The 24343-nt window shown below is 73.1% G+C and carries 32 protein-coding genes and 1 tRNA gene; 13 read left to right on the top strand and 20 right to left on the bottom strand.

Annotation, left to right across the window (positions count from 1 at the left end):
- Positions 1 to 18: 18 nt before the first annotated feature.
- Positions 19 to 597, top strand: a complete 579-nt coding sequence (locus ACZ5UI_RS25740; protein ID WP_464192569.1) for a TetR/AcrR family transcriptional regulator — start codon at positions 19 to 21, stop codon at positions 595 to 597.
- On the opposite strand, the gene ACZ5UI_RS25735 is transcribed toward ACZ5UI_RS25740, so the two are convergent.
- Positions 598 to 801 (bottom strand): hypothetical protein, encoded by a 204-nt coding sequence (locus ACZ5UI_RS25735; protein WP_464192567.1) that lies wholly within the window; start codon positions 799 to 801, stop codon positions 598 to 600. It lies immediately after the preceding gene.
- Positions 802 to 834: 33 nt separating this feature from the next.
- Between ACZ5UI_RS25735 and ACZ5UI_RS25730 the strand changes: the two genes are divergently transcribed.
- Positions 835 to 1752, top strand: a complete 918-nt coding sequence (locus ACZ5UI_RS25730; RefSeq protein ID WP_464192564.1) for a 2-hydroxyacid dehydrogenase — start codon at positions 835 to 837, stop codon at positions 1750 to 1752.
- Complete coding sequence (locus ACZ5UI_RS25725; protein WP_464192562.1) at positions 1749 to 2657, top strand: Ppx/GppA phosphatase family protein; 909 nt, start codon at positions 1749 to 1751, stop codon at positions 2655 to 2657. Before ACZ5UI_RS25730 ends, ACZ5UI_RS25725 begins: the two co-directional genes overlap by 4 nt.
- A 298-nt stretch (positions 2658 to 2955) precedes the next feature.
- Here ACZ5UI_RS25725 and ACZ5UI_RS25720 read toward each other — a convergent pair whose 3' ends face one another.
- Both ACZ5UI_RS25720 and ACZ5UI_RS25715 read right to left on the bottom strand, forming a co-directional pair.
- Entirely contained in the window at positions 2956 to 4599 is a 1644-nt protein-coding gene (locus tag ACZ5UI_RS25720) for an acetolactate synthase (protein ID WP_464192560.1), read from the bottom strand.
- Positions 4600 to 4610: 11 nt separating this feature from the next.
- The gene (locus tag ACZ5UI_RS25715; protein ID WP_464192558.1) at positions 4611 to 5228 is read right to left on the bottom strand and encodes a DsbA family protein; all 618 of its coding nucleotides are present in this window, start codon (positions 5226 to 5228) and stop codon (positions 4611 to 4613) included.
- Positions 5229 to 5312: 84 nt separating this feature from the next.
- Here ACZ5UI_RS25715 and ACZ5UI_RS25710 point away from each other — a divergent pair, with 84 nt between their 5' ends.
- The 3 genes from ACZ5UI_RS25710 to ACZ5UI_RS25700 are packed head-to-tail and all read left to right on the top strand — an operon-like array spanning position 5313 to position 7248.
- A complete protein-coding gene (locus ACZ5UI_RS25710) occupies positions 5313 to 6038 on the top strand; it encodes a winged helix-turn-helix transcriptional regulator (protein ID WP_464192556.1) in 726 nt (241 codons plus the stop codon).
- On the top strand, positions 6038 to 6427 hold the full coding sequence (locus tag ACZ5UI_RS25705; RefSeq protein ID WP_464192554.1) for a TOBE domain-containing protein: 390 nt from the start codon (positions 6038 to 6040) through the stop codon (positions 6425 to 6427). The genes ACZ5UI_RS25710 and ACZ5UI_RS25705 overlap by 1 nt, the downstream gene beginning before the upstream one ends.
- A complete protein-coding gene (locus ACZ5UI_RS25700) occupies positions 6424 to 7248 on the top strand; it encodes an alpha/beta fold hydrolase (RefSeq protein ID WP_464192551.1) in 825 nt (274 codons plus the stop codon). The genes ACZ5UI_RS25705 and ACZ5UI_RS25700 overlap by 4 nt, the downstream gene beginning before the upstream one ends.
- Here the strand turns inward: ACZ5UI_RS25700 and ACZ5UI_RS25695 are convergent.
- From ACZ5UI_RS25695 to ACZ5UI_RS25685, 3 genes are all read right to left on the bottom strand, one after another.
- Positions 7245 to 7898: a pentapeptide repeat-containing protein gene (locus tag ACZ5UI_RS25695; RefSeq protein ID WP_464192549.1), complete on the bottom strand. Its 654-nt coding sequence runs from the start codon at positions 7896 to 7898 to the stop codon at positions 7245 to 7247. The two genes, ACZ5UI_RS25700 and ACZ5UI_RS25695, sit on opposite strands and share 4 nt — an antisense overlap.
- Positions 7899 to 7908: 10 nt before the next feature.
- Positions 7909 to 8532: a sugar transferase gene (locus ACZ5UI_RS25690; protein WP_464192546.1), complete on the bottom strand. Its 624-nt coding sequence runs from the start codon at positions 8530 to 8532 to the stop codon at positions 7909 to 7911.
- A 73-nt stretch (positions 8533 to 8605) separates the two neighbouring features.
- On the bottom strand, positions 8606 to 9259 hold the full coding sequence (locus tag ACZ5UI_RS25685; protein ID WP_464192544.1) for an SDR family oxidoreductase: 654 nt from the start codon (positions 9257 to 9259) through the stop codon (positions 8606 to 8608).
- Between the two features lie 35 nt (positions 9260 to 9294).
- Here ACZ5UI_RS25685 and ACZ5UI_RS25680 point away from each other — a divergent pair, with 35 nt between their 5' ends.
- Positions 9295 to 9573, top strand: a complete 279-nt coding sequence (locus ACZ5UI_RS25680) for a metal-sensitive transcriptional regulator (protein ID WP_464192542.1) — start codon at positions 9295 to 9297, stop codon at positions 9571 to 9573.
- A gap of 6 nt (positions 9574 to 9579) precedes the next feature.
- On the opposite strand, the gene ACZ5UI_RS25675 is transcribed toward ACZ5UI_RS25680, so the two are convergent.
- From ACZ5UI_RS25675 to ACZ5UI_RS25660, 4 genes are read right to left on the bottom strand one after another with little or no spacing between them, the layout of a single operon-like run.
- A complete protein-coding gene (locus ACZ5UI_RS25675; protein ID WP_464192539.1) occupies positions 9580 to 10146 on the bottom strand; it encodes an NADPH-dependent FMN reductase in 567 nt (188 codons plus the stop codon).
- Positions 10147 to 10157: 11 nt separating this feature from the next.
- Positions 10158 to 10994: a hypothetical protein gene (locus ACZ5UI_RS25670; RefSeq protein WP_464192537.1), complete on the bottom strand. Its 837-nt coding sequence runs from the start codon at positions 10992 to 10994 to the stop codon at positions 10158 to 10160.
- Positions 10994 to 12697, bottom strand: a complete 1704-nt coding sequence (locus tag ACZ5UI_RS25665; RefSeq protein ID WP_464192535.1) for a vWA domain-containing protein — start codon at positions 12695 to 12697, stop codon at positions 10994 to 10996. The genes ACZ5UI_RS25670 and ACZ5UI_RS25665 overlap by 1 nt, the downstream gene beginning before the upstream one ends.
- 24 nt (positions 12698 to 12721) lie before the next feature.
- Entirely contained in the window at positions 12722 to 13138 is a 417-nt protein-coding gene (locus ACZ5UI_RS25660; protein ID WP_464192532.1) for a YccF domain-containing protein, read from the bottom strand.
- Between the two features lie 35 nt (positions 13139 to 13173).
- Between ACZ5UI_RS25660 and ACZ5UI_RS25655 the strand changes: the two genes are divergently transcribed.
- Positions 13174 to 14061 (top strand): NAD(+)/NADH kinase, encoded by an 888-nt coding sequence (locus ACZ5UI_RS25655; RefSeq protein WP_464192530.1) that lies wholly within the window; start codon positions 13174 to 13176, stop codon positions 14059 to 14061.
- Here ACZ5UI_RS25655 and ACZ5UI_RS25650 read toward each other — a convergent pair.
- Positions 14062 to 14146 (bottom strand) — tRNA-Leu (locus tag ACZ5UI_RS25650).
- Between the two features lie 172 nt (positions 14147 to 14318).
- Here ACZ5UI_RS25650 and ACZ5UI_RS25645 point away from each other — a divergent pair.
- Both ACZ5UI_RS25645 and ACZ5UI_RS25640 read left to right on the top strand, forming a co-directional pair.
- A complete protein-coding gene (locus tag ACZ5UI_RS25645; RefSeq protein WP_464192528.1) occupies positions 14319 to 15899 on the top strand; it encodes an RNA polymerase sigma factor in 1581 nt (526 codons plus the stop codon).
- Between the two features lie 89 nt (positions 15900 to 15988).
- Positions 15989 to 16468 (top strand): hypothetical protein, encoded by a 480-nt coding sequence (locus ACZ5UI_RS25640; RefSeq protein ID WP_464192525.1) that lies wholly within the window; start codon positions 15989 to 15991, stop codon positions 16466 to 16468.
- A 32-nt stretch (positions 16469 to 16500) separates the two neighbouring features.
- Here ACZ5UI_RS25640 and ACZ5UI_RS25635 read toward each other — a convergent pair whose 3' ends face one another.
- The 4 genes from ACZ5UI_RS25635 to ACZ5UI_RS25620 are packed head-to-tail and all read right to left on the bottom strand — an operon-like array spanning position 16501 to position 19734.
- On the bottom strand, positions 16501 to 16839 hold the full coding sequence (locus ACZ5UI_RS25635; RefSeq protein ID WP_464192523.1) for a tRNA-binding protein: 339 nt from the start codon (positions 16837 to 16839) through the stop codon (positions 16501 to 16503).
- Between the two features lie 23 nt (positions 16840 to 16862).
- A complete protein-coding gene (locus ACZ5UI_RS25630) occupies positions 16863 to 17786 on the bottom strand; it encodes a ribonucleotide-diphosphate reductase subunit beta (protein WP_464192521.1) in 924 nt (307 codons plus the stop codon).
- Between the two features lie 29 nt (positions 17787 to 17815).
- The gene (locus tag ACZ5UI_RS25625) at positions 17816 to 18805 is read right to left on the bottom strand and encodes a carbon-nitrogen hydrolase family protein (protein WP_464192518.1); all 990 of its coding nucleotides are present in this window, start codon (positions 18803 to 18805) and stop codon (positions 17816 to 17818) included.
- Positions 18802 to 19734, bottom strand: a complete 933-nt coding sequence (locus tag ACZ5UI_RS25620; RefSeq protein ID WP_464192516.1) for a phenylacetaldoxime dehydratase family protein — start codon at positions 19732 to 19734, stop codon at positions 18802 to 18804. Before ACZ5UI_RS25620 ends, ACZ5UI_RS25625 begins: the two co-directional genes overlap by 4 nt.
- Positions 19735 to 19846: 112 nt before the next feature.
- Here ACZ5UI_RS25620 and ACZ5UI_RS25615 point away from each other — a divergent pair, with 112 nt between their 5' ends.
- On the top strand, positions 19847 to 20827 hold the full coding sequence (locus tag ACZ5UI_RS25615; protein ID WP_464192514.1) for an AraC-like ligand-binding domain-containing protein: 981 nt from the start codon (positions 19847 to 19849) through the stop codon (positions 20825 to 20827).
- Here ACZ5UI_RS25615 and ACZ5UI_RS25610 read toward each other — a convergent pair.
- From ACZ5UI_RS25610 to ACZ5UI_RS25590, 5 genes are read right to left on the bottom strand one after another with little or no spacing between them, the layout of a single operon-like run.
- On the bottom strand, positions 20799 to 21290 hold the full coding sequence (locus ACZ5UI_RS25610) for a hypothetical protein (protein ID WP_464192511.1): 492 nt from the start codon (positions 21288 to 21290) through the stop codon (positions 20799 to 20801). The genes ACZ5UI_RS25615 and ACZ5UI_RS25610 overlap by 29 nt on opposite strands.
- The gene (locus tag ACZ5UI_RS25605) at positions 21280 to 21555 is read right to left on the bottom strand and encodes an Lrp/AsnC family transcriptional regulator (RefSeq protein WP_464192509.1); all 276 of its coding nucleotides are present in this window, start codon (positions 21553 to 21555) and stop codon (positions 21280 to 21282) included. The genes ACZ5UI_RS25610 and ACZ5UI_RS25605 overlap by 11 nt, the downstream gene beginning before the upstream one ends.
- Positions 21552 to 22238: a metal-dependent hydrolase gene (locus ACZ5UI_RS25600; protein WP_464192506.1), complete on the bottom strand. Its 687-nt coding sequence runs from the start codon at positions 22236 to 22238 to the stop codon at positions 21552 to 21554. The genes ACZ5UI_RS25605 and ACZ5UI_RS25600 overlap by 4 nt, the downstream gene beginning before the upstream one ends.
- Positions 22239 to 22243: 5 nt before the next feature.
- Positions 22244 to 22558, bottom strand: a complete 315-nt coding sequence (locus tag ACZ5UI_RS25595) for a hypothetical protein (RefSeq protein WP_464192504.1) — start codon at positions 22556 to 22558, stop codon at positions 22244 to 22246.
- Complete coding sequence (locus ACZ5UI_RS25590) at positions 22558 to 23280, bottom strand: rhomboid family intramembrane serine protease (RefSeq protein ID WP_464192502.1); 723 nt, start codon at positions 23278 to 23280, stop codon at positions 22558 to 22560. The genes ACZ5UI_RS25595 and ACZ5UI_RS25590 overlap by 1 nt, the downstream gene beginning before the upstream one ends.
- Positions 23281 to 23454: 174 nt before the next feature.
- Between ACZ5UI_RS25590 and ACZ5UI_RS25585 the strand changes: the two genes are divergently transcribed.
- Both ACZ5UI_RS25585 and ACZ5UI_RS25580 read left to right on the top strand, forming a co-directional pair.
- Positions 23455 to 23904, top strand: coding sequence for an SRPBCC family protein (locus ACZ5UI_RS25585; RefSeq protein ID WP_464192500.1), 450 nt, complete (start codon positions 23455 to 23457; stop codon positions 23902 to 23904).
- Positions 23901 to 24218, top strand: a complete 318-nt coding sequence (locus tag ACZ5UI_RS25580; protein ID WP_464192498.1) for an ArsR/SmtB family transcription factor — start codon at positions 23901 to 23903, stop codon at positions 24216 to 24218. The genes ACZ5UI_RS25585 and ACZ5UI_RS25580 overlap by 4 nt, the downstream gene beginning before the upstream one ends.
- Positions 24219 to 24343: the final 125 nt, after the last annotated feature.

The following is a 24343-nucleotide window of genomic DNA, read 5'->3' as shown; positions in this document are numbered from 1 at the left end:
CGCTACGGTCCGCAGCCAATGGAGGCGTCACCGGCTCGACAGGCGCGGGGTCACGAACGGGTCGAGCAGATCCTGCGCGCCACGCTGACCGTCATCGCGCGCGACGGCGTGGCCGGCGTCACCCACCGCACCGTGGCCGAGGCGGCGGCCGTACCGCTCGGGTCGCTGACCTACTACTTCGCCTCCAAGCAGGACCTGCTGCGCGAGGCGCTGCGCCTGCACGTGCGCGAGGACGCGGGTCGCCTGCGCGCGCTGACCGACGCGCTGATCGCCTCCGGTGCCGACGGACCCGCCGTGGTCGACGCGTTCACCACGCAGTTCGAGGGTGGCCACCCGGACGTCGCGCAGTTCGACCTGTACCTCGAGGCCGCGCGCGATCCCGAGCTGCGGGACGTCGCGGCGGAGTCGCTGCGCGCATACCGCGAGGTGGCCGAGCTGGCGCTGCAGGCCGCCGGCGTGCCGGATCCGGCGGCCACGGCGGGCATGGTGGTGGCCACGATCGACGGGATCGGGCTGCACCAGGCCGCCGCGGGCGATCAGGCGCCCGAGCTGCGCGCGGTCCTACCGCTGCTGCTGCGGGCGCTGACCGAGCGCTGACTACGGCGCGTTGGGCGCCGGGTCCTCGTTGCCGCGCTCCTTGGGCGGCTCGGGACCGTCGCCTTCGTAGTCGGTGTCGGTGTCGAGGTACTCGGTCGAGGTCAGCATGTCCGGGTCGTCGGGCGGGTTGGACGACTGCGCGTCGCCCAACGAGGCCTCGCCACCGTGGACGCGATCTGCTCCGCCGTGCTGGTCGGGGGTCATGGACTGCACGCTACCAGCGATGATCCGTCCGACATGGGTCGCGTCGCCGTCTCCCACCGCCTCCCCTTCCCCGCGCTCGACCGCCTGGCCGCGGCACACGACGTGGTCACCTGGGAGGAGGACCGTCCCGCTCCCGTCGAGGCGCTGCACGCGTTGTGCGCCGGCGCCGACGGGCTGCTGTGCACGCTCACCGACCGCGTCGATGATGCCCTGCTGTCGGCGGCGCCCACGCTGCGGGCGGTGGCCGTGTACGCGGTCGGCACCGACAACGTCGACCGCGCCGCCGCCCGCGCGCACGGCGTCGCCGTGGGCAACACGCCCGACGTGCTCACCGAGGCCACGGCCGACCTGGCCTTCGCGCTGCTGCTGGCCGCGGCGCGGCGGCTGCCCGAGGCCGAGCGCGACGTGCGCGCGGGCCGCTGGCAGACGTGGACGCCGGACGGCTGGCTGGGCCTGGAGCTCAACGGCGCGACGCTGGGGATCATCGGCGCCGGGCGCATCGGCCAGGCCGTCGCGCGGCGGGCCGCGGGCTTCGGGATGGAGGTCCTGACCGCGCGGCCGCTGCCCCTCGAGGAGGTGCTCGAGCGCGCCGACGTGGTCTCGCTGCACGTGCCGCTGACCGCCGCCACGCGCCATCTGATCGACGCCGACGCGCTGGCCCGGATGAAGCCGGGCGCCATTCTGGTCAACACGGCGCGCGGCCCGATCGTAGACCAGGACGCGCTGGCCGACGCGCTGCGCAGCGGCCAGCTCGGCGCCGCCGGCCTGGACGTCACCGATCCCGAGCCGCTGCCCGCCGATCACCCGCTGCTGGCCGCGCCCAACCTGATCGTCCTGCCCCACATCGGCTCGGCCACCGCGACGACGCGGGCGCGCATGGCCGACCTGGCCGTCGACAACCTGCTGGCCGCCCTCGACGGCCGCCCGATGCCCCATCCGGTGGCGCTGTGAGGGTCGCGGTCGTCGACGTGGGCACGAACTCGACGCGGCTGCTGGTCGCCGACGTCGACGGGCAGGCCGTGACCGAGGTCGATCGCCGCTCGATCGTCACGCGCCTGGGCGAGGGCGTCGACGCGACCGGCCGGCTGGCCGATGGCGCGATGGCGCGCGTCCGCGGCGTGCTGGAGGAGTACCGCTCGGCGATCGACGCCGCCGGCGCGCAGGCCGCCGTCGCGGTGCTGACCAGCGCCGTGCGCGACGCCGCCAACGGGCCGGCGTTCGTCGGCGAGGTGCGCGATCGCTTCGGCCTGGACGCGCGCGAGCTCAGCGGCGACCAAGAGGCCGCGCTGACCTACCTGGGGGCGACCGCGGGCAGCGACCCGCGACCCACGCTGGTCATCGACGTCGGCGGCGGCTCGACCGAGCTGGTGATCGGCGCGGGCGCCGCGATCCGCTTCCACGTCTCCACGCAGGCCGGCGTGGTCCGCCAGAGCGAGCGCCACATCGCCCACGACCCGCCCCGCGACCACGAGCTGCAGGCGCTGACCGACGACGTACGCCGCATCTACGCCGCCGCGGTGCCGCACGCGATGACCTACGTGCCCGAGGCGGCGATCGGCGTGGCGGGCACCGCGACGTCCCTGGCGGCGATCGAGCTCGAGCTCGAGCCCTACGAGCCGGCCCGGGTCGAGGGGTACGTGCTGGAGCGGGCGACGTGCGAGATGCTGCTCGCGCGCCTGTCGTCGATGTCGCTGCCCGAGCTGCAGCGCCTGCGCGGGCTGCACCCCGACCGCGCCTCGGTGATCGTCGCCGGCACGGTCCTGCTGATCGAGGCGCTGCGGCTCTTCGACCTGCAGCAGCTGACCGTCTCCGAGCACGACCTGCTCTACGGCGTCGCCCGCGAGGCGGCCAACTAGCTCGAAAGCCGCCCCGCGCGAACGGGACGGCTTTCGAAGGTGGCCCCGACAGGACGGGCAGGGGTACGTGCCATGCAGGGGCCGGTTTCGGGTGGCTCAGGCGGCGGGAGGCGCCGATTCGATGCGGCTTCGCCCGAGCCTATGTATCGAATGCCTAGAGGCACAGCCTTTCGGCACGGACCCCCGGACACCCGACGCACAGCAGTATCTTCGCGCCGCAACGACCCCGCCATCGTACGAACGTCCAGATTGGCCCACAGAAGTGGGGAGATGACGCACTGTCGCCGATAATGCGCGGTCAGGCCAGGTTGGCCTTGCGCGGGTAGATCACGTCCGGGTCGGTGAGCACGTTGACCAGCGCCGGCTTGCCCGCCGCGAAGGCGCGTTCCAGCGCCGGCCGCAGCTCGTCGGGCGCGCGCACCAGCTCGGGATGCCCGCCCAGGGCCTCCACGACCGTGTGGTAGGGCGTCTCCGGGCGCAGCTCGGCCACGACCGAGTACCCGTACAGGAACTCCATCGGGTGCTTCTCCAGCGCCCAGATGCCGTTGTTGCCCATCACCGACACGACGTTGACCCCGTGCCGGGCCAGCGTGTCGAACTCCATGCCGCTGAAGCCGAACGCGCCGTCGCCCTGGAGCAGCACGACCTGGCGGTCGGGGTGGGCGATCTTGGCGGCCAGCGCGTAGCCGGGCCCCGCGCCCAGGCAGCCGAACGGGCCCGGGTCCAGCCAGCAGCCCGGCTCGTAGGAGTCGATCACACGCCCGGCGTAGGAGACGAAGTCGCCCCCGTCGCCGATGATGATCGCGTTGCGGTCGAGCACCGAGGCGAGCTCGGCGTACAGGCGCATCGGGTGCAGCGGCGAGCGGTCGTCCTCGCGCTCGGCCTGCTCGGCCGCGCGACGCTCGGTCTCCAGCGCGCGCAGCTCGTCGACCCACGGCTGGGTGTCCAAGGCACCGCCGGCCGAGGCCAGCGCGTCGAGCGTGGCGGCGATGCCGCCGTACAGCTCCACGTCGGGCGAGCGCACCGGCGTGCGATCGGACTTGGCGCTGTCGATCACGACGATCTTCGTGTCGTCGCCGAACGCGCCGCCGAAGGCCAGGCGGAAGTCCATCGGCACGCCGACCACGAGCGCCACGTCGGCGCCCTTGAGCGCCGTCGAGCGGGCGCGCGAGAAGGCGAGCTCGTGGTCGGCCGCGACGCAGCCGCGCGCCTGGCCGTTGGCGAACGCGGGGATCCGGCGCTGCTGCACGAGGGCGTTGAGCGCCTCCTCGCCGTGGGCCCAGTACAGGCCCGTGCCGGCCATGATCACCGGGCGCTTGGCGCCGGCCAGCAGCTCGATGGCCTGCTCGACGCCGTCGGCGGCCGGCGTGTCGCGTGGGTCGGCGATCCGCGCGCTGGACGCAGGCTCCTCGTCGAGCTCCATGAAGACGTAGTCCAGCGGGAAGTCGACGAAGGTCGGGCCGGTGGGCGCCGTCATCGCGCCGACGATCGCCTCGTCGACCAGCGGCGGGATCTCGGCCGTCGAGCCGGGCGTGCGGGCGGACTTGGTCAGCGGAGCGACGAACGGGACGTGGTCGACCTCCTGCAACGAGCCCTGCCCCCAGCGCAGCGCCGGCGCGCGGCCGCCGAGCACGATCAGCGGGGAGCCGTTCTGCTGGGCCGACCCGAGCGCGCTCATGCCGTTGGTGACGCCGGGACCAGCGGTCAGCGCGGCGACGCCGGGCTGCCGGGTGACCTTGGCCCAGCCCTCGGCCGCGAACGCGGCGGTCTGCTCGTGGCGCACGTCGACGAGGTCGATCCCCTCCTCACGGCACCCGTCGTAGATCGAGAAGAGGTGTCCACCGGAGAGCGTGAAGAGCTTCGTCACGCCGTGGGCCTTGAGGCGCTTGGCGACCAGGCGCCCTCCGTGAAGCTTGGTCTGTTGCTCGGTTTCGGCAGCCATGCCGCGGCAGGTTACCTGAACGCTGGCGTTCGCACTAGGCCGTCGCCGCGCAGCGCCGCCGCCGCGTCGGCCAGCCGGGCCTCGCCCGCGAACAGCGTCCGCCCCGCCTGCACGACCGGCATCGACGTGGCGCCGTGCTCGACCAGGAAGCGGCCGGCCAACTCGATCTCGGTGTCGAGCTCGGGGGCGCCCGCGGCCCACAGCGCGGCGTCCAGGTCCATGCCCGCCGCGGCCACCGCCTCGGCAAAGACCGTCGGGTCCTCCAGGTCGAAGCCGCCGCAGAAGGCCAGGCGCGTCGCGGCGAGCACGAACTCGGCCCCGCGGCCCTGGCGCCCGGCGTGCGCGGCCACGCGCATGGCCAGCGGCAGCGCGGCCGGATGGCGCTCGGGCCAGACGATCGGCAGCCCCAGCTCACGGGCCCGGCGCGCCGTCGTGGCCTCGGCGCTCAGCGCCGCTCCGGGCAGCGTCGCCGGCTGCCAGGCCACGGGCACGGCCAGGCGCTCGACGCGCTCGGCGGCCAGGTACGTGGCCGGGTCGGCGAGATCGAAGTAGAACGTCGCGCGGCGCGCGCGCACGCCGGTGCGGGCGCGGGCGCGGCGGCGGTCGTCTAGGGAGATCAGCGTGCCCACGTTCTGGTAAACGAAGGTGGTACCCAGAACTTGCGCCAACCGGCAGCAGATGTTTGTCCGCGAACTTGACCTGCTCAGGTAGGCTTGCCGGGCGGTCCAGCAGTACACGCACCGGCCAGGCAGGAGGCCACCGACATACCCGCCGTCCCCTCCCCAAAGAGGCATCCATACGACCAGTGGTCGCCGGATGCCCGTGCGCTCGACCTCGTCGGCGACAAGTGGACGCTGCTGATCGTCCGCGACCTCGTCTCCGGGCCGCGGCGTTTCGTCGAGCTGCAGCGGGTGCTGCCCGGCATCTCGACCGAGCAGCTGCGCTCCCGCCTGAACCGGATGGTGGCCGACGGGTTGCTCACGCGTCAGCGCTACCGCGAGGTGCCGCCGCGCGTCGACTACGAGCTGACCGAGCGCGCCCGCGAGCTGGTGCCCGTGCTCGCCGAGCTGTCGCGTTGGGGCTACCGCTGGGCCTGGAGCCATCCGCGACCCAACGAGTCGATCGACGTCGGCGCCGTCTTCCGCTCGACGGCGGGGCTGCTGGCCGAGGCGCCGCTGGCGCTGGTCGAGCTGCGCGTCGGCGAGCGCAGCTACTGGCTGGGGATCGGAGACGGGCCGGCGACGCTGCACGAGCGCGCGCCGGAGGAGGTCGTCGACGCGACGATCTCCGGCACGGAGGCCGATTGGATCGCCGCCCTCGGCCCGGCCGGCGCCCTCGACGCGCTGGCGGTCGCCGGCGACATCGCGGTCGCCGAGCGCGTGCTCGCGGCGATCGCGCCCAGCGAGGACGCCACCGCCGCGGAAGTCCACGCGGCGTAGTGGCGGAGCGGATCCGCATCGGCGCCGCCGCGCAGGCGCTGGGCGTCTCCACCGACACGCTCCGCCGCTGGGAGCGCGACGGGAAGATCCACTTCGAACGCCAGGGCAGCCAGCGCTACCTGCCCGCCGACGAGCTGGCCCGGCTGCTGCGCGAGCGCGCGGCCGGCGGCGAGCGCACCAGCGCCCGCAACCGCCTGAGCGGCGTGGTCGTGGCCGTCGAGAAGGACGGCGTGATGGCCAAGGTCGAGCTGGCCTGCGGTCCCTACCGCGTCGTGTCGCTGATGTCGCGCGAGGCGGCCGACGAGCTGGACCTGCGGCCGGGCGTGACGGCGACCGCGGTGGTGAAGTCCACCTCGGTGATGGTCGAGCGTCTCGAGCGGGGCGCGTGAGCCGCGCCGACGTCGGCGGCGTTGCCCTGCACTGGCGCGAGTGGGGCCCGCGCAACGGCGCGGCGATCGTGGCGCTGCATCCCGGTCCGGGAACCGACGGCGCGATGTTCGGCGAGTGGCTGACCCCGCTGGGCGACACCCATCGGGTGATCGCGTTGGACCTGCCCGATCACGGCCTGTCGGGCGACAGCCTGCCGGGCCAGCGCTCGCTGTCGGGCTACGCGCGCGCCGTCAGCCGCTTCGCCGACGCGCAGGGCCTGGCGCCCTACACGCTGCTCGGCCACTCCTTCGGCTCGTTCGTCGCGCTCACCCACGCCGTCGAGCTCCCCGGGCACGCGGCGCGGGTGATCGCATCCTGCGGCGCGGCCGATCACCGCTTCTTCGACGGCTTCGAGGCCCGCGTCGAGTCGCTCGGCCGGGCCGACGTGGCCGCCGCCTTCGAGGACGAGGAGGCGGTCGAGACCGAGGCCGACCTGCGGGCCGCCTGGGCGGGCCAGATGCCGTTCTTCTGCGCCGATCCGGACGGGCCGGCCTGTCGGGCGCTGATCGCCCAGCTGGAGCACGTGCGCTTTCGCGTCGACGTGGCGATGGACGGCGACGCGTTCGACGACTACGACGTCAGCGGCTCGCTGGCCGGCGTGACGGTGCCGATCCTGGCCATCGCCGGCGCGCAGGACCGCGCGACGACGCCGGCCGACACCGGGGCGGTGGCGGTCCGGGCGGCCGACGGCCAGCTCGTCACGATCGAGGGCGCCGGACACTTCCCCTACGCCGAGCAGCCCGAGGCCTACGTGGCCGCGGTGCGCGCCTTCGTGGGTTAGCCGTCCTCCGCGACGCGGACGCCGAGCGCGGAGGCGAACGTGCCGGCCGCGTCGACGATGTCCGGCCAGGGCATCGTGATCCCGTCCAGGCGGCCGACGCCCTGTAGGCCCTCCAGGTCGCAGCCGGTCAGCTCGCAGCGCTCGAAGCGGGTGCCGCGCAGGTCGGTGCCGACCAGCGAGCAGCGCTCCAGGCGCACCTCGCGCAGGCGCGCCTCCATCAGGTCGGCCTCGCTCAGCACGCAGTCGCGAAAGGTCACGCGCTCCAGCTGCGTGCGGCGCAGCGCCACGAGGTCGGCGCGGCAGTCGGTCACCTCGACGTCGCGCCACAGCCCCTCGGCCCACTGCAGCCCGGTCATCCGACACCCGCGCAGCTGCACGCGGATCAGCGAGGCGGACACGGCGCGCAGGTTGGCCAGGTTCGTGCGTTCGACGAGCGCGTCCTGCAGCCCGCCGCCGTCCAGCTGCGCGCCGGACAGGTCGCCGCCGACGAAGTGGACGGTCGAGAAGTCGACGCCGTGCAGCTCGCTCCCGGCCAGGTCAGGCTCGTGCAGGCGCCGCTCGCGCACGTGCCCGCCCGCCTCCAGCTCGCCGGGCTCCAGCGGCACCTCGTCCAGCGCCGGCGGATCGGGAAGGCGAGGGGCGCGGAGCACGCGCCGCAGGTTAGGGGCACCGGCCGCCCGCGACGGTGCGCCACAGGATGTGGCGGTCCAGGGCCGGCGACCAGCGCTCGAGGTAGACCGCGTCGAGGCGGCGCTCGAGCGCGGCGTCGGTGGGCTGGTGCACCTGCGCGAAGCCGGTGATGCCCGAACGCAGCCGCGTGGCGGGCAGCCCGGGTCGGGCGGCCACGTCGAGGCGGCGCGGGCGCGGCCCGACGAGGCTCATCTCGCCGCGCGCCACGTTGACCAGCTCGGGCAGCTGGCGCAGGCCGTGGCGGGCCAGGAGCCGGTCGACGCCCTCGTGGCCGGTCGGACGCAGCGCGAGGCGGGCGAAGCTGCGCCCGTCGCAGGCCCAGTGCGTCACGCCCACCAGGGCGCGACCACCACCCCGGCCGGCGACGCGCACGAGCACGACGAGCGCGAGGAAGACGGGGGCGAGCGTGATCAGGCCGACGACCGCGGCGAGACGATCGAGCGCGTGCTTGCGGCGCAGGGCGGCGGCGCGGCGCCGAGGGTCAGGCGGCGCCGCGCCGGGCCACTGGCGCCGCACGGGCAGGCGGATCGGCACGACCTGTTCGGTCGCGTCACGCCCCTGCCCGGGCGTCCGATCGGAGGCAGCTCCCGCCACCACTGGCTGCTAGCGCGCCGACCGGGCCGCTGGATCATCGGTGCGCGCGGTTGGCGCACGCGCGCTCGCGGCGTCAGTGGTCGGCGAGCGCGGCGATCGCCTCGGCCACCGGCGCGTCGCCGCTGAGGAGGTCGAAGGTCAGCCCGGCGGTGTGCGGCTCGTCCAGGACGACGGCCAGCGTGGCGGCGACGTCGTCGCGGGGGATCGCCCCGCTGCTGGCGAACTGCGGCGCGATCGCGATGCGGCCGGTGCCGGGGTCGTCGGTCAGGTGCCCGGGGCGGACGATCGTGTAGGCCAGGCCGCTGGCCCGCAGCGCGTCGTCGGCGGCGCCCTTGGCCTCCAGGTAGGCCCGGAACACGCCCTCGGCCGCGTCGGCGTCGTCGGCGCCCATCGCGCTGACCATCACGTAGCGCGTGGTCTGCACCTGTCGGGCGGCGTCGATCAGCCGCACCGCGCCCTGGTGGTCCATCGACCGCTTGCGCTCGGCCCCGCTGCCCGGTCCGGCGCCCGCGGCGAACACGACGGCGTCGCTGCCGTCGATCGCGGCCGCGACGTCGGCCGCTGGGTCCTCGAGGTCGCAGACGATCGCCCGTGCCCCGCTGGCGGCCACGTCGGCGGCGTGGTCGGGGTTGCGGATCAGCGCGCGGACGGTGTCCCCGCGAGCGGTGAGCAGGCGGGCGAGGCGCAGCGCGATCTGCCCATGGCCTCCGGCGATGGCGACGTCCATGCGGAAAGGGTACCCCCCGGGGGTAGAATGTGGACATGCCCGGCTACACCGCCACCAAGGACGACCTGACCAAGCGCCTGCGCCGCATCGAGGGACAGGTGCGCGGCGTCGAGAAGATGGTCGACGAGGACCGCTACTGCATCGACGTGCTCACGCAGATCTCGGCGATCCAGGCCGCGCTGGACAAGGTCGCCCTCGGCCTGCTCGACGACCACGCCCGCCACTGCGTGGTCGGCGCCGAAGGCGAGGACACGCGCGACGAGCGGACCGCCGAGCTGATGGGCGCCGTCGGACGCCTGATGCGGCGCGGGTAGCCGGGGCTAGTAGCTGCGCAGGGTCTGCAGGGCGCCGTCGAGCTTCATCAGCTCGTCGAGCATGGCCAGCGAGACCTCCTGCAGCGTGTCGTTGGGCTGGAACACGCTGTCGTCGTCGACGAACTGCGCGACGAACGGGATGTTCACCGCGTTCGTGGCCACGGTCAACTGCAGGCAGCTCAGCGAGGGCTTGAACATCGCCACGGCCCGCAGGCCGGCCGACACGCCGCCGTAGGAGACGATGCCGACCGCCTTGTGCTTCCACTCGTTGTGCAGGTAGTCGAGCGCGTTCTTGACCACCGCGTTGTAGCCGTGGTTGTACTCGGGCATCACGAACACGAAGGCGTCGGCGGCGGCCACCCGCGCCGACCAGTCCTTCGTGTGCTGGTGCTCGTAGCGCTGCAGGCGCGGGTGCGCGGGCTCGTCCATGAACGGCAGGGCGATCTCGGCCATGTCGGCGACGTCGACCTCGAAGGCGCCGTGCGCCTCGACGCGGCCGCGGAACCACTCGGCGACGGGCAGGCCGATGCGGCCGGGCCGCGTGCTGGCGATGACGATCATCAGGCGGGGCATGGGCGAGGAGACTACGACGGTGCGGACCGCGGTCCGAGCGGCCCCACGTCGAGCTGCTCGCCGTCGTCGGCGAACACCTCGGCCATCGACTCGGCCAGCATGTCGGTGCGCTCGCGCAGCTCGCGCGACTGCCGGGCCAGCTCGCGCTGGGCCGCCTCCTCCTCGCTGGCGCTCATCTCGGCCAGCCGGGTGCGCATCAGCCCGAGGCTGGCCACGATCCGCTGCAGGCCGACCTCGAAGCGCTCGAGCTTCTCGGCCAGGCGCTCGGTCGCGTCGCGCTGGGCGGTGAGATCGGCGATCAGCGCGGCCACGTCGGCGTCGGCGGCGCGCGGCTTGAGCTCGATCAGGCGGCGGTCGATGCTGCGCGGGTCCTGCTCGGACGCGCGCAGGTCCTCGAGCGTGGTGGCGATCAGCTGGGCCCGGCGGGCGCTGACCTCCAACGCTTCGACCAGCGCGTCGACATCGGCCGAGACGTCGGTGAACGGATGGTCGGCGGCGGCGATCGCGGCGCGCATCGCCTGGGCGGTGCGCTGCGCATCGGCCACCGGGCGGGCGATGCGCGGATCCAGCGTGGTCGGGTCCAGCATGGGCGGCTCGTCGCGCCGCTGGGCCGCGTAGGCCTCGGCCCCGACGCGCTTGGCCTCGTCGCCGTCGAAGAACGTGATCGCGGCCAGCCCGAGGTAGGCGACCACGGCGATCGGGATGGCGATCGCGGTCAGCCCGAGGACGATGCCCGCCACGATCAGCGCGGCCAGGACGACCAGGTTCAGCGGCTTGGCCAGCGCGTTGACCGCGAGCTTGCGCTGGAGGCTGGCGCGGGTGACCGGCCGTTCGATCTGCCGGGCCATCAGAAGAAGCTGGAGATCGAGCGGTAGACCTGCTCGATGTCGTCGGTGTTGCCGACGAACGCCTTTCCGCCGGACGCGGTGGCGAAGCGCTCCAGCACCTTCTCGTTGGGCTCGGAGCCGTAGGCGATCGTGAAGACCCGGACGCCGTTGGACTCGGCCTTCCCCTCCTGGCGCAGGCGCTCGATGACCTGCTCGGCGTCGCGGCCCGAGGCCGTGTCGTCACCGTCGGTGAGCACGACGACCGCGTTGATGTGGTCCTCATCGGCGGTGCGCTTGATCGCCTCGACCGCCTCGAAGGTGGCGTCGTAGACCGCGGTGTCGTCCTCGGGGAAGATGTCGTTGACCGCGGCCTGCAGCTGTCCCTTGTTCTGGCTGAACGGCGCGGGCTGGACCAGGGGCACCACGCCGGAGGAGAACTTCGTCAGGCCGATCTCGTCCTGCGGCGCGACCTGCTTGAAGAAGGCCTGCAGCCCCTCCTTGGCCCGCTCGAGCTTGCGCTCGTCGTTCATCGAGCCGGAGTTGTCGAGCACGAGCATCACGTTGGCCGGCTTGCGGTCGCGGCGCCACGTCTGCAGGATCCGGTCGACCACCTTCGGCTCGGGCAGGCGCAGCTCGCGCTCGGGCTGGGCGGCGTCGGCGCCCCGCGAGGCGTTGACCAGGCCGCCGGCGGGCTTGTCGGGGTTGCCGGGGCGGAAGCCGTAGCGGCCCGCGGTCTCGCCGTCGATGTTGTCGGCCAGGTACTGCTGGAAGGCGTCGGCGCCGGCGCGCTTGGTCGGCGTGACCCAGGGCGCGTCGAGCACGATGTAGGGCGAGTCGCTGAAGAACGTGCCGTCCTTGGGGTACAGCGCGACCAGCTTGCCGCCGGTGCAGTTCTTGCGCCCGTTGAGCTCGATCAGCGTCGCTTCCTCCATCGCCGCCGCGCTGGCGTAGGCCATGCCGTGCTCGCACAGCTGATCGGCGATGAACAGCGTCGAGTCGCCGTAGTGGACGATCGAGGCCTCGAGGTTCTTGACCTTGGCCGACTGCTGCTCGACGTCCTCCTCGGTCAGCCCCTCCTTCTTGCCGGCGGCCGAGTAGTAGGAGGCGGCGACGGCCGAGGCGCCCGAGGTCGAGCTGTCGGGGTTGGTGTGGACGTACTTGAAGCGCCCGTACTCGGGCTTGCCCGCCGCGCCCCAGCCTTCCGTCGAGGTGGCCAGCCGGTTGATGTCCTCGAAGCCGACCTGCTTGTTGGGCCAGCCGAGCGCGCGGGCCATCGGCTCCCACATCGCGATCACCAGCGGCGTGCGCACGATCGACGCGTTGTCGTCGGCGACGTAGGGCTTGTCGGCCTGGAAGTTCAGCAGCTTGCCCCAGAAGGACGAGGCGGGCGACCACACGTCGGGCTGGAGCTTGCCCCGGACGATCGCGTTCTCGGCGTCGCCGGAGTTCATCGCCACCATCTCGACGAACACGGGCTTGCCGTCGGCCTGCGTGGCGGTGTCGTTGAAGGCCTGCACGACCGGCTTGAGCAGCTCCTCCTTCTCGGGGGAGACGACGAAGCTGATCCGCTCCGCGTTGGCCGGGGCCTTGGCGCTGGTCTCGGTCGAGCTGGTTCCGCCCGTGCTCGTGCCGCCGTTGTCGTCGCCGCCACCGCGTGTCAGGACCACCGCGGCACCGATCGCGATGACGGCCAGCACGATGACCACGATCGACTGGGGCTTCACAGGAGGCCCATCGTAGGTGAAGCGCTACCGGGGAACCGTCACGACGACCTGGCCGGTCAGCCGCGGGTCGTCGACGTCGACGATCTCGCGGCCCAGCGGCAGCAGCGAGACGGGGATCAGCTTGAAGTTCGCGATGCCCAGCGGGATGCCGATGATCGTGATGCACAGCGCCACGCCGGTGACCAGATGGCCGATCGCCAGCCACCAGCCGCAGAGCACGAACCAGATGACGTTCCCGATGCCCGAGGCGACGCCCGCGTCGTCGCGGCGGATGACCGTCTTGCCGAACGGCCACAGCGCGAACATGGCGATCCGCAGCGAGGCGACGCCGAACGGGATCGTGATGATCAGGATGAAGCAGATCAGCGCCGCCAGCGTGTACCCGATGGCCAGCCACAGGCCGCAGAGCACGAACCAGATGATGTTGAGGATCAGGCGCACAGGTTGAGCCTGCCAGATCCGGCACGATGGGGGGCGTGGACTCCAACGCGATCGGCCTCGTGCTGCATCCCACGCGCGACCCGGAGGGCGCGGCCCGGACGATCGTCGCCTGGGCGCGCGAGCGCGGCACCGACGTGCTGGTGCGCCACGAGGACGTCCACCGCTGTCCCGACGGCGTGCGCCCGGTCGCGGAGGCTGATCTGGCCGAGCGCTCGCGGGCGCTGCTCAGCATCGGCGGCGATGGGACGATGCTCGGCGCGCTGCGCCTGGTCGTCGGCCGCGACGTGCCGGTGCTCGGCGTCAACCTGGGCAAGCTCGGGTTCCTGATCGAGATCGAGCCCGACGAGCTGGAGTCCGCGCTGGACCGCCTGGAACGCGGCGAGTTCACCATCGAGCCCCACAGCGCGCTGATCGTCGAGGGGCCGGGCCTGCACACCGCCGGCTTCAACGAGACCGCGCTGAGCCGGATCCCGGGCGAGGGCATCGTGCACGCGCAGCTGCGCGTGGGCGGCCAGCGCATCGGCCGCATGCGCGGCGACGGCGTGGTGATCGCCACCCCGATGGGCTCGACCGCCTACTCCTACGCGTCGGGCGGCCCGGTGGTCTCTCCCGGCCTGGACGCCGTCGTGGTCACGCCCACCGCCTCGATGTTCGGCATCAGCCGCCCGCTCGTCGTGTCCTCGGCCGAGCCGCTGCACCTCGCGCTGCTGCCCGACAGCGGGACCGCGGCGCTGGAGGTCGACGGCGCCGTCGCGGGCCGCCTGGGCGCCGGTGACGTCGTGCAGGTCCGCCTGCGCCCGAGCGCCGGCCTGATCGTCCGCCTCGACCACGAGCGCCACCAGCAGCGCACCCGCGTGAAGCTCAGCCTGCTCGACCTGCCGTACCTGCCCGACGAGCTCCAGGAGCTGTCACGCGGCGAGTAGTACCCGGGGTGGGAGTCGAACCCACACGCCCTCACGGACAACCGATCTTAAGTCGGTCGCGTATAGCCAGTTTCGCCACCCGGGCAGGGCGCGACGAATCCTAATCCGGCTGCCGGCCCGGCCCTCCAGATTGGCGATCTGGTTCGCCCCACGCGAACCGAATCGCCACTCTGGCCGAACGGTTGTGCGCGGTCAGCGCAACTCCGACCGCAACTGGACCGTTTCAGCAGTGTTCCCGCATCGGAACGCCCCACCCCATGGAAGTCTCTGCCTTCAAGCCCACCGCCCTCTCGGGCCTCCGCGGACCGACGCCGCTGCTGCGCCTGCAGTCGGACGAGCGTCTGGTCGTGCTCACGCGGCGGGGCAACCAGGCCGCCTTCGAGACGCTCGTCGCGCGCTATCAGTCGCGGCTGCTGGCCTTCTGCCGGCACATGCTCAACTCGCGTGAGGACGCCGAGGACGTGCTGCAGGAGGTGTTCGCCGCCTCGTTCAACGCGATGTGCGCGGACGACCGCCCGATCAACGTGCGCCCGTGGCTGTACCGGATCGCCCGCAACCGCTCGCTGAACCACCTGCGCCGCCAGACGGCGATCGGCGTGGACTCGATGGACGTCCACCTGGCCGACCACGGCCTGACCACCGCCGACAAGGTCCACAAGCGCGAGGAGTTCCGCCTCCTGGTCGGCGACGTCCAGGAGCTGCCCGAGACGCAGCGCACCGCGCTGCTGCTGCGCGAGATCGACGCGCTCTCCTACGAGCAGATCGCCGACGTGATGGAGACCACGGTCCCGTCGGTCAAGTCGCTGCTCGTGCGCGCCCGCGTCGGTCTGGCCGAGATGTCCGAGGCGCGCAAGCTGACCTGCGACGAGGTGCGCCTCGAGCTCGGCGAGGTGGCCGAGGGCCTCACGCGCATGAGCCCGCCGGTCCGCCGCCACATCAAGACCTGTGACCGCTGCGCGACCTTCCGCCAGCAGCTGAAGGACACCAACAAGGCGCTGGCCGCGGTCATGCCGGTCGCGCCGCTGCTCTTCCTGAAGAAGTTCATCCTGGCCCACCTGGGCACGACCGCCTCCGCGGGCGGCGCCACCGCCGCCAGCGCCGCGGTGGCCACCTCGGGCAGCGCCGGCGCCGCCAGCGCGCTGACCGCGGGCATCGGGACGATCGCCTCCAAGACGGCCGCGACGCTCGCCGCCGCGGCGATCGTCACCGGCGCCGCCGTCGAGGTCGACCACGCGACCAACCGGATCCAGCAGTCGCGGGCCAAGCCCGAGCTGCAGGCCAAGGTCGCGCCGGCGCCCAAGCCCGTGCCGGTCGCCGCCCCGACGCCCGCTCCGGTGGCCGTCGCCGTCGCGCCGCCCAAGGCCGTCGCCGAGCCCAAGGCCCAGCCGGTGACCGACGAGAAGCTGGCCGGCCAGCAGGCCACCGCCGCCGCCAAGGCCAAGGCCGAGAAGGACGCTGCCGCGCAGCAGGCCGCCAAGGACGCCGCCGCCGAGAAGGCCAAGCAGGACGCCGCGGCCGCCGCGCCGCCGACGACCACGCCCACCGGCGTCGCCCAGGACGGCACCGGCGTGACCGTCCTGCCCGGCACCGTCACCACGCCCGGCACCCCCACCGCGGTGCCGCCCCCGGCCACCACGCCGACCACCCCGCCCCCCACCGATCCGGCCGCCACCACCCCGCCGCCCAACGACCCGGCGACGACGCCCCCGCCCGCCGATCCCGCGGCCACCCCGCCGCCGACCGACCCGGCCGCGCCGAACGTCGACCCGACCGCGGTCGTCCCGCCGGCCGTGGACCCGACCGTCGTCACCGACGCGCTTCCGGCGACGACGCCGTAGTGCGCTGAGTCGGCAACTGCGCCGACGCAGATGGGGAGCTTTGGCGTCTGTCTGGTGACATGATGCGCTCAACCATGCGGAGTGCACCCGTGCTGACGGCCGGCCTGCTCAGCGCCATCGCGCTCGCGGGTCTGGGGGGCCTACGAGCACCGACCGCTACCGCGTTTCAGGCCGCGGAACCGGCCAGCTGCAACCTCTCCACCTCTGACATCAAGGCACTGAACTTCGTCGTGCGTCAGCCCGTGCGGCTGACCGTCACCCGCGCGCTGCTCCCAGGCTGCGACGAGCTCGCCAGCGACGCACGCACAGCGACGATCGCCTGGGGCGACGGAGCGCGATCGAACGCCACCGTCACCGCCGGACCGACCGCAGCCAACGGGGACGCGACGATCGTCGTCACGGGCCGGCATGTGTATCGGCGCGCACCGCGAGCGAACGCTCAGCACATATGCGCCTATCCGATCGTCGTCCGGATCACCAACCAACGCACCGGCCGGGTCATCGAGGATGACCACTACCAAGCTGTTGCTCGCCGCAAGGGCGAGGTCGCGCCGCTTTGCCGGGGCTAGTGCGGTCGGCAGTTGCCGCACTACCGGGCGCCCTAGGCGATCCGCGACCCCGGGGTCGCGTCGCCGTCCGGGCGCAGGATCAGCACGGTCCCGTCGGCCTCGATGCCGCCCAGCACGAGCACCTCGGACATGACCGGGCCGACCTGTCGGGGCGGGAAGTTGACCACCGCGACGACGAGCGAGCCCTCGAGCTCCTCGCTGGTGTAGTTGGTGATCTGCGCCGACGAGCGCTTGATGCCGAGCTCCGGCCCGAAGTCGATGCGCAGCTTCCAGGCGGGCTTGCGCGCCTCGGGGAAGTCCTCGACCTCGACGACGCGCCCGACGCGCATGTCCACGGTCAAGAAGTCGTCGAAGGTGATCTCGTCGGCCATGGCGACCGAGCCTAACGAGTGCCCTACACGAGGCCGATGACCTTCAGCCGGCGGTTGAGCGCCTGCAGCGCGAACGCGCGCGTCTCGGCGATCGAGAAGCCGAACAGCTCCGCCTCGTCCTCGGGGATGCCCTCCATCCACTTCGGGCGCAGCACGCCCTCGGCGATCGGGCCGACCTCGCCCAGCGTGCGCACGATCGCGTCGCGGTAGCGGTCGCTCGCACCGGCCATGTCGCGCAGGAAGCGGGCGCCGAAGGCGACGTGGCGGTGCTCGTCGCGGGCCACCTTGGTGAAGCCGTCGACGAACCCGGGCAGCGTGCCCTCGCGCTCGTTGTAGTCGGTGATGAAGTGCTGGCCGGTCAGGGCCAGCATCCCCTCGATGATCATGTGGTAGATCGTCACCGCCTCGACCAGCGCCTCGGTGTCGTCGGGGGCGACGGCGAGCCGGTCGACCCGGGACTTCAGCGCCTCGTCGAACAGCTGGCCGAACTCGACGTTGAGGTGCGCGGTGGCCTCCTCCAGCCGGCCGGCCAGCGAGGTCGACTCGAGCACGCCGACCTCGCGGTAGAAGGCGTCGAAGAACGCGACGTGGCGGGCCTCGTCGGCGATCTGCGTGCACAGGAAGATGCGCTGCTCCTCGGTCGGCGCGGCGCGCATCATCGGCCCCAGCTCCTGGGCCACGCGCTGCTCGCCGACGAAGAACGACGACAGGCCGTACAGCCGCTGGAAGCGCTCCTCGTCGTCGAAGCGCTCGTGCCAGTCGATCCGGTCCTGGCTGAAGTCCAGGTCGCCGACCGCCCACTGCTGGCGTTCCCACAGCGAGTACAGCTGGCCGTAGCCCAGCAGGTTGGCCTGTCCGCGATCGGCGCCCTCCTGCAGCGCCGGGTCGCTGGTGGCCTGGAAGTCGCTGCGCTCGGTGCGCGGAGTGGACGACGCTTCGAGGGACATGTCGCGAACCGTACCGCGACACTGGCTGGCTAGCCAGCCACGACCTCCTCGAATGCCTGGTCCGCGGGCGCGGCCTCGAAGCGCGTGTGCTCGACGGGCCGGCGCGACTCGCGGTTGAGCAGCAGCCGCGTGACGTCGGCCCGCGCGTAGTGCCCGGCCGGATCGGCCGCGGCCTTGGCCAGCGCGATCATCCCCAGATCCAGGTCCGCGTAGAGGATCGTCTCCTCGTCCGGCCCCGCCGCGGCGATCGTCGATCCGTCCGGGCCGTAGATCGCCGTCGCGCCCCCGCCGGTGAGCAGCAGCTCGCGCTTGTCGTCGGTGTCGCACAGGCGGTCGATCAACTCCTGGGTGACCGGCATCGACGGCGCCAGCACGAAGCAACCGCCCTCCACGGCGTACACGCGGCTGACCGCGGTGTTGACCTCGGCGCCCAGCGCGGTGGCCATCGGATAGAGCGAGAAGCTCGGCCAGCCGCCCACGTGGATCTGCTCGTCCTGGGCGTACATGGCGTACTTGGTCAGCGGCTGCAGGTGCTCCCAGCAGCACAGCGCCCCGACCCGGCCGATGTCGAGCTGGTGCACGGCCAGATCGCTGCCGTCGCCCTCGCCGAACACCGTGCGCTCGACGTGCGTCGGCTTCAGCTTGCGCCGCGCGGCGACGATCACGCCGTCGCGGTCGATCAGCATCTGCCCCATGTACAGGCTGCCCCCGGCCCGCTCGCTGTAACCGAGCACGACGTGGACGCCGCCGCGGGCCGCCGCGGCCCGGATGCGCTCGGTCTGGGGCGAGTCGACGGCCAGCGAGTTCTCCACGTAGGCCTGCACGTACTGCATCGCCCAGGCCTGCGAGCCCAGCCACGAGTGGTACGGGTAGCCGGGGATCCAGGTCTCGGCGAAGGCGACGAGATCGGCGCCGTTGGCCGCCGCCTCGTCGATCAGCGCGATCGTCTTGTCGGTCGTCGCGTCGAGATCCAGCCAGACGGGTGCCGCCTGCACGGCGGCGGCCTTGAACGTGGTCATGAGTCTTCCTCGGAGAAGAACGGCAGGATGCCGGTCTGGGGGTGGCAGTTGCGGTACTCCAGGCGGGGGGCGCCGGCGGGCAGCGTGAACACCTCGTGCCACAGCGCCAGCTCGATCTGCCCGCCGCCCTGCTCGACCAGCGCGAAGAACTCGCTCAGGATGGCCAGGTGCGTCGGGTGGCTGTGCGTCCAGCGCTCGAGATCGGCCAGCGAGCGAAACCAGGCCAGCACGCAGCTGCGGTCCTGCCCGGGCTCGCGCGCGAACCGGGCGCTCAGGCAGCCGCTCTCCTGCGGCTCGGAGGCCAGGTACTCGGCGCCCCGGCGCAGCGTCGGCTCGACGTGGTTGACGTAGCGCTCGCGCTCGGCCGGCCCGCAGCCGGTCCAGTCCTGCGCCGTGCGGATGAAGCACACGTTGTGCGGGCCGTCGAGCGCGTCGGTCCGGGAGATCGGCATGCGATCGCGCATCCCGCCCGGGTACTCGTGCACGTCGGTCGGGGCGATCAGCGACAGCTGCGCCGATCCCTGGCTGGGCCCGAGCTCCCCGTTGGAATGCAGCGTCTCGATGCGCTCGGGCGGCACGGTGCAGACCTCGCGCCAGCGCCCCACCTCGGCCTCATCCCACCAGGCGCGCACCGCCGGCTGCGCCGCCCACGCGTCGTGCCCGTCCAGGTCATCCCAGTAGGCCAGCGCGATGTGGTTGACGAAGCCCTGCGGATCCAGCGACTCGACCACGTCGTGGCGCACGTCGTCCAGCAGCCCGCGCAGCGTGGCGAACGCCGCCACGCCCGCCGGGTCGTCCGGTTCGCACTGGACGGCGAGCTGGGCCAGCACGATCGGCGCGCTGGGCAGGGCGGTCCAGGCCGGCGCGACCGGCTGGTGGCCCGGCGGGCGGTGCGGGGCGGTCTCGCCATCGAGTTGGGCGTGGCGCATCGGGGCGACCGTACGCGCGCACCGGCCCCGTCGCTTGGCCGCCAGCGACCGATCCTTGCCCGTGCGCGCACCACCGCACCCGCGCCCCGCCCGGGAGGCGTAGATTGCGCCCATGCAGGTGCTGTCGACCGACGGCGTCGCCGAGCACGAGCGCTTCGAGCTGTGGCGCGACCTGATCTGCGGCGTGTTCGTCCAGCTCGATTGCGAGCGGGTCACCTCCGCCGTGCCCGCGCCCTTCGGTGGCCGCATCACCGCGCGCGAGCTGGGCCCGATCCGCGTGTCCGAGGTCGTCACCAGCGCCCAGCACGTCGTGCGCTCGCCCCGGCAGATCGCCCGCGCCCGCGAGGACGACGTGCTGGTCAGCCTCCAGGTGACCGAGGCCTGCACGATCCGCCAGGACGGCCGCAGCGCGACGATCGGCCCGGGCGACTTCGCGCTGTACGACAGCGCGCGCCCGTACACGCTGCACATGGACCGCCCGTTCCGCCAGCTCGTGTGGCAGCTGCCGCGCACGATGCTGCTCGACCGCGCGCCCGGGCTGCGCGACCACACGGCGGTCCGTGTCGCCGGGCGCAGCGGCGTGGGCGCGGTCGTCTCCAGCTTCTTGACGTCGGTGGCCGACCGCCTCGACGAGCTCTCACCCGCGGAGGCCACCCAGCTCGTCGGGCTGGTCGCGGACCTGCTCGCGTCGGGCCTGGGCTCGGTGGCCGGCGCCGACGTCGAGCCGTCCAGCGCCGCCCGGCTGCACCTGCAGCGGGCCAAGGCCCACATCGACCGGCGCCTGGCCGACCCCGACCTCGATCCGGCCGCGATCGCCGCGGCGATCGCGATCTCGCCGCGCTACCTGCACCGGTTGTTCGCCACCGAGGGCACGTCGGTCGGCCGCTACGTGCTGGCCCGCCGCCTGGAAGGCTGCGGCGGGCAGCTGCGCGATCCGGCGCTCGGCCACCTGACCGTGACCGAGGTCGCGTTCCGCGCCGGCTTCCGCGACGCGGGCCACTTCAGCCGCACGTTCCGCCGCCACTTCGGCCTGTCGCCCAGCGAGTACCGCCGGGCGAGCAGCGCTACGGGCCCGGCGCCTCGCCGGTCGTGATCGTGGCGGCGCCCGCGCGGCCGTCGACCGTCACCGGGTAGATCCCCGCCTTCAGCCCCTCCACGTCGAACGACGCCTTCCCACCCGGGGGGACGGTCACCTGCTGGCCCTGGAAGGCGATCGTGTGCTCCTCGCCGTCGCCCGACTGGCCGGTGACCCGGATCGTGAAGAACGCGGGCACCGCGACGTCGGGCGGCTGCACGTTGTTGTCGACGATCTTGAACGTCGCGGGTGCGACGTTGGCCGTCTCGTCGCCGGCGCCCCCGGGCTGCTGCTCGACGGTGCCCGCCGGCCCGGGCGTCGGCGTCGACGCGGTGGGCGTCGGCGCCGGCGTCACCACGCTCACCGTCGGTTCGGCGTTGGTCGACGGCACCGTCGAGCCGCCGTCGTCGGAGCCGCAGCCGGCCGCGACCAGCGCCGCCGCCGCGAGCGCCCCGGCCAGACCCGCGCGCCTACTGACCAACGGAGAACAGCGCCTCGAGATCGTGCTTGGAGAAGGCCTCGAAGGCGACCAGCGTCTGCGTGTTGGCCACGCCGTCGACCTGGCCGATGCCCTCCGCGACGACGTTGGCCAGCTGCTCGTGGCGGGCCAGGTGGACGATCGCCACGAAGTCCCACACGCCGGTCACCGAGTAGACCTGCCCGACGCCCTCCAGCTCGGCCAGCCGACCGCCGAGCGACGGCATCGCGCCGCGCTCGGCCTCGATCAGGACGATCGCGTGGGTCATGCCGTGTGCGTCTGCCCGGGCTCGAGCACGACGACCGTGGCCGAGGTGTCGCGTTCGACGTCGGCCTTGAAGGCCTGCGCGTCGGTCTCGATCGGCGGGAACGTGTTGTAGTGGCCGGGGATCACCGTCGGCGCGCCGATCAGCTTGACCGCCTCGACCGCGTCGTGGCGATCCATCGTGTAGTGGCCGCCGATCGGCAGGATCGCGATGTCGATCGGGGTGCGCTTCCCGGGCAGCGCGAGGTCGCTGAACAGCGCGGTGTCGCCCAGGTGGTAGATCGTCTGCCCGGCGAAGTTGACGACGACGCCGGCCGGCGTGTTGACCGTGCCCTTGGGGGTGGTCGAGGTGTGCCAGGCGGGGACCATCCGCACCCAGCCCCAGTCGAACTCGACGGTGCCGCCCAGGTTGGGGTCGCGCACGTCGTGGTCCTCGCCCAGGTCCTCGCCGAACTCGCCCGCCAGCTCGGTCAGCGCCACGACCGGCGCGCCCGTGCGCTTGGCGATCGGCACGACGTGCGCCGTGTGGTCCTGATGGCCGTGGGTGACGATGATGTGCGTCGGGTTGACGTCGTCGGCGCCGACGGGCGCGGCGGGGTTGTACGGCGCCAGGAACGGGTCGATCAGGATCGTGGTGTCGCCATCGCTCAGCTCGAACGTGGCGTGGCCGAGGTAACGGATCTCCATGGTCTTCAACCCTCTCGTTTGCTCTTCTGCAGTTCGTGGGCCAGCGCGAAGCCGACGGTCACCCCGACGAGCATGCCCAGGCGGGTCTCCTCGGCCAGCAGGGTGCGCAGGGCGGCGACGTCGGCGCCGGCGGCCCGCATCACCTCCTGCTCGTGGGCGTCGTTGAAGTAGCCGCCCTCGCTGAGCGCCGCGTTGAGCACGCGCTGCAGCCCGGGGGCGGCGTGCACGACGACCTCTTCGGCGTGCTTGAGGCGCTCGGGGTCCTGCAGGGCCGCCACGGCGGCGTCGACCTCCTCGGCGGTGTACGTCGGCTCGTCCACTAGGCGCGCGCGCCGACGCGGGCCAGGGGGAAGCCGGCGACCAGGCCGATCAGCCCGCCGGCCAGCGCCGCGTAGATGTTGGCCCAGTCGACGGCCAGCGACATGGCCAGCAGGACGGCCGCGATGACGCCGGTGCCGAGCAGGTCGCCCTCGTAGTCGCGGTTCGCCCGCCAGGCCAGCAGGTCGGGCACGGCCCAGGCCGCGAGCAGACCGAGGGCCATGCCGTTGGCGCCGGAGGCGATCGGGAAGGACTCGATGGCCGCCGCGACGAGCATGCCGCCCGCACCCGCGACCAGCGCGATCACCAGCACGACCACCGCGCCGTGGCGGCGTTCCAGCAGCGTGCCGAAGATGCCGATCGCCATCATCGTGGCGAACTGGTAGGCGCCGCCGGCGAACACCGCGTTGCCACCGCTGCCCACGTGCAGGAAGTTCGCGGTGATGAGCTTCCAGTAGTCGCCGTCGAGCTTGCCGAAGATGATCGCGTCGTTGAACGGGAAGCCGCCCGCGAAGAAGACCAGGTAGGTCAGGAACGACAGCGCGACCAGGGTGATCGTGGCCACCGGCCGCCCGGTGAGGGCCGCGGTCCCCGGCATGCTCGGTCGCTCGAAGCGCGCGCGCGAGCTGCTGCCCGTGCGCCGCCGGGCCCGCTTGGGCTTGGGCTCCGGCTCGGGGGCCGCGCTGCCGCCTCCGCGTTCGATCTTCGGCGCGCGCTTGCGCACCCGCTGACCGCAATACGGGCATTCGGTCACGTACGGGCTGACTTCTGACCCGCAGTTCTTGCAGACAACGAAAAGATCGGCCCCGCGTGCCATTCCCCCGGATGATACGGCGCAGGCCAGCAACCGTCGGGTTGCCGACGGATGATCGATGTGTAACCTGTTGGTTTCGACGCCATGACCGCCGACCGCATCGAACGAGCCACGCTGATCGAGGCGCCACCGGAACGGGTGTGGCGGGTGATCACCGAGCCCGAGCACCTCGGCACGTGGTTCGGTGACGCCGGCGCGGAGATCGACCTGCGCCCGGGCGGCGCGCTCGTGCTGCGCTGGGACCACGGCCACACCGTGCACGGGGTCGTCGAGGACGTCGACCCGCCCCACCGGTTCTCCTACCGCTGGCTGCTGGCCGACGGACCGGTCGCCCCCACCCCGGGCAACTCGACGCTCGTCGAGTTCACCCTCACGCCCGAGGCCACCGGCACCCGGTTGCGGGTCATCGAGAGCGGCTTCGCGGCGCTCGACCTGCCCGCCGGCCAGATCGCCTCGCGCCTGGCCAGCCACACCGAGGGCTGGCCCGTCGAGCTGGGCCACCTCGCCGAGCACGTGCGCGCGGTTCCGGCGTGAGCACCGCCGTCTTCGCCGCCCTGGGCGACCCGACCCGGCGCCGCGTGCTCGACCTGCTGGCCGACGCCGGCGAGGCGACGGCCACCACGGTCGCCGCGCAGCTGCCGGTCAGCCGCCCCGCCGTGATCAAGCACCTCGGCGTGCTCGATCGGGCCGGGCTGGTCACCTCCCAGCGCAGCGGGCGCGAGGTCCGCTTCAGCGTGCGGACCGAGGTCGTGGCCCAGACGGCGCGCGAGCTGGCCGCGCTGGCCGCGTCGTGGGACGCGCGCCTGGCCCGCATCAAGGCGCTGGCCGAGTCACCAGACGGGCCGTAGCGCCGTCCCGATCGGGCAGACTGATCCCGTGTCCGGAACCGAGATCTCTCGTCGCGCGCTGCTGGCCGGTGCCGCTGGGGGCGTCACGACCGTGTGGCTCGGCGCCTCCTTCCCCACCGGTGCGA

Source organism: Conexibacter sp. JCM 18997, assembly GCF_055391915.1.
Note: the sequence above shows the minus strand (reverse complement) of the source record. Positions and strands in the feature narration are given on the sequence as shown.

Coding starts and splice junctions, on each gene's coding strand:
- ACZ5UI_RS25740 (WP_464192569.1), top strand. CDS start 19: ATGGAGGCGTCACCGGCTCGACAGGCGCGGGGTCACGAACGGGTCGAG.
- ACZ5UI_RS25735 (WP_464192567.1), bottom strand. CDS start 801: ATGACCCCCGACCAGCACGGCGGAGCAGATCGCGTCCACGGTGGCGAG.
- ACZ5UI_RS25730 (WP_464192564.1), top strand. CDS start 835: ATGGGTCGCGTCGCCGTCTCCCACCGCCTCCCCTTCCCCGCGCTCGAC.
- ACZ5UI_RS25720 (WP_464192560.1), bottom strand. CDS start 4,599: ATGGCTGCCGAAACCGAGCAACAGACCAAGCTTCACGGAGGGCGCCTG.
- ACZ5UI_RS25685 (WP_464192544.1), bottom strand. CDS start 9,259: ATGGACGTCGCCATCGCCGGAGGCCATGGGCAGATCGCGCTGCGCCTC.
- ACZ5UI_RS25680 (WP_464192542.1), top strand. CDS start 9,295: ATGCCCGGCTACACCGCCACCAAGGACGACCTGACCAAGCGCCTGCGC.
- ACZ5UI_RS25675 (WP_464192539.1), bottom strand. CDS start 10,146: ATGCCCCGCCTGATGATCGTCATCGCCAGCACGCGGCCCGGCCGCATC.
- ACZ5UI_RS25670 (WP_464192537.1), bottom strand. CDS start 10,994: ATGGCCCGGCAGATCGAACGGCCGGTCACCCGCGCCAGCCTCCAGCGC.
- ACZ5UI_RS25645 (WP_464192528.1), top strand. CDS start 14,319: ATGGAAGTCTCTGCCTTCAAGCCCACCGCCCTCTCGGGCCTCCGCGGA.
- ACZ5UI_RS25635 (WP_464192523.1), bottom strand. CDS start 16,839: ATGGCCGACGAGATCACCTTCGACGACTTCTTGACCGTGGACATGCGC.
- ACZ5UI_RS25630 (WP_464192521.1), bottom strand. CDS start 17,786: ATGTCCCTCGAAGCGTCGTCCACTCCGCGCACCGAGCGCAGCGACTTC.
- ACZ5UI_RS25625 (WP_464192518.1), bottom strand. CDS start 18,805: ATGACCACGTTCAAGGCCGCCGCCGTGCAGGCGGCACCCGTCTGGCTG.
- ACZ5UI_RS25620 (WP_464192516.1), bottom strand. CDS start 19,734: ATGCGCCACGCCCAACTCGATGGCGAGACCGCCCCGCACCGCCCGCCG.
- ACZ5UI_RS25615 (WP_464192514.1), top strand. CDS start 19,847: ATGCAGGTGCTGTCGACCGACGGCGTCGCCGAGCACGAGCGCTTCGAG.
- ACZ5UI_RS25605 (WP_464192509.1), bottom strand. CDS start 21,555: ATGACCCACGCGATCGTCCTGATCGAGGCCGAGCGCGGCGCGATGCCG.
- ACZ5UI_RS25600 (WP_464192506.1), bottom strand. CDS start 22,238: ATGGAGATCCGTTACCTCGGCCACGCCACGTTCGAGCTGAGCGATGGC.
- ACZ5UI_RS25585 (WP_464192500.1), top strand. CDS start 23,455: ATGACCGCCGACCGCATCGAACGAGCCACGCTGATCGAGGCGCCACCG.